This is a genomic window from Bifidobacterium sp. VU/mBH4 (B4) (assembly GCF_058199535.1).
Genome location: NZ_JBVPQJ010000018.1, coordinates 1 through 1,354, shown reverse-complemented (window position 1 = coordinate 1,354; position 1,354 = coordinate 1). Strand labels below are relative to the sequence as shown.

Annotated in this window: 1 protein-coding gene; it reads left to right on the top strand. The window is 62.0% G+C overall.

The features are described from left to right. Positions 1-133: 133 nt before the first annotated feature. Positions 134-1,297: an IS1249 family transposase gene (locus tag AC0AII_RS08785; RefSeq protein ID WP_490446837.1), complete on the top strand. Its 1,164-nt coding sequence runs from the start codon at positions 134-136 to the stop codon at positions 1,295-1,297. Positions 1,298-1,354 lie beyond the last annotated feature (57 nt).

Genomic DNA, 1,354 nt, shown 5'->3' with positions numbered 1-1,354 from the left:
GGGCTATAGGAACTAAACGCGTTGTTTATGTTGGGGGTTTGGCCTTGTGGCTGTAAGCGTGTTGGGTGGTTGTTAATAGGTCGGGTTGTTAATAGGGGTCTTGCAGGGGTGCCCGTTCCTGTTCGATTGGGGAATGAGAACCAGATCGAAGAGGGCCAGGCATTGCCCCATATGCCATGGGCGGATGCGCAAGCATGGGCGCAACAGATCAGGCACGCAGCGCTGGATGTGTCCGTCCTGCTCGATCGCGTCCACCGCGCGCAGGCAGGACCGGGCCCGCGCCGCGCAGTTGAGGGAGTTCCTGGACCGGCCGCTGACGGGCAGGACCCGGGAACAGATGGGGGCCATGGGCGCCAGGGCCTGGCGTAAACGGGTCGGCTGGTGCTGGAACATCAAGCCGGCAATCACACCGGACGGGGTGGTCCATCACACGCTCATGGCCGACGGCACGTATATGGCACACGGCTGGTGCCTCCTGATAGCGATCGACGGGCAGACGGGCCAGGTCATCGACTGGCAGTGGTGCCATCAGGAGAACACGGCGGCCTACACGGCCCTGTTCTCCCGCATCCCCGGGCCCGACGTGCTCATCACCGACGGCCTTCGCGGCGTGCAGAAAGCCTGCCATGCCTGCTGGCCGGGCACGCGCATCCGACGCTGCCTGGTGCACGTGCAACGCAACACCAAAACCGACCCGACACTCAAACCACGACTTCAGGCCGGCAAGGAACTCAAGCGACTCTCCGACCAGCTCACCCGGGTCCATACCATCGAGGAAGCGGTGCGTTGGGGTGAGGCCTTGAACGCCTGGCACGAAAGATGGAAAACCCTCATCGACGAACGCACCATGGCCAAGGACGACCCAGCCAACCCCAAAGCCAGCCACCAATCCTGGTGGTGGACCCACCAGGAACTCCGCCGCTGCTACCGCAGGCCCGAACACCTCTTCCAAGACAGGCAGCTCTTCGCCTTCCTGGAACCCGAACTCACCGCCGGCGGGCCAGTGGAACGCACCACCAACCGGCTGGAAGGAGGAGTCAACCCACCCATCAAACGCACCCTCCTGCAACACCACGGCCTACCCGAGAGCCACATGAGACGCGCCTGCGAATGGCACTGCTACATGAAAACCGACAACCCCGACCCCGCCAGCCTGATCAGGGACGAACACCACCAGCCACAACCAGCACCCAAACGGGAAACCAGACAGGAACAGGACGAGCCCGAACACTACGGCACCGCCATCAACTGGAACGAGTTCCACACACCAGTCAGATACCCCAACACCACACTCTGACCAACACACAACCAAACCCACACACAGAACCTAAAACAACGCGTTTAGTTCCTATAG